Annotated in this window: 1 pseudogene; it reads left to right on the forward strand. The window is 64.4% G+C overall.

The window, feature by feature from the left end:
* Positions 1-323: 323 nt before the first annotated feature.
* Positions 324-540, forward strand: a pseudogene (locus tag K9U40_RS23350) (hypothetical protein); the annotation flags it as partial.

A 540-nucleotide genomic window follows, 5' to 3' on the forward strand; every position in this document is an offset into this window, starting at 1 on the left:
CGAGGTGGAAGGCGAGGAAGGCCTCCAGCTGATCTGGTCCCGCCCGAACCGGGACTGAGCCTCCGACCAGAGGGCTCCGCCGCAAGGCGGGGCCTTCAGCCCTTTCGGTGACGAGCGGCCACAGCCATGAGGAAACACATGACCACCACCACAATCTCACAGGTGCAAAGGTCCACCACAGTGGCGACATCGCGGTTTGGCCCGACGGAACATCGAGGAACTGCGCGCCGAGCTGCGGAACGCCGCGAGATCGAGGCCCATCTGGAGACGGTTCTCGCGGAGCGCGAGCTCATCTGGGCCGAACTGGAGGGCCTGCTTTCACCATGTCGCGCCGTCCGAAGCGCTGCCGGCCCGGCGGCGGCGCTTCGGACGGCGCTTCGTTGCGCAAATGCGATCAATGCTGTATATATCAGCAAAGGCAGCAATTACAGGAGATCGCCATGCCGCGTTCAGGTGGGTCCTATTCCACGAGCGAGCTTTCCCGCAAGTCCGGCGATATCATCGCTGAGGCGCTGCGCCGGCCGGTAACGATCACCCAGC

This window comes from Xanthobacter autotrophicus (assembly GCF_030015065.1).
In the GTDB taxonomy this organism is placed as follows: domain Bacteria; phylum Pseudomonadota; class Alphaproteobacteria; order Rhizobiales; family Xanthobacteraceae; genus Xanthobacter; species Xanthobacter autotrophicus_D.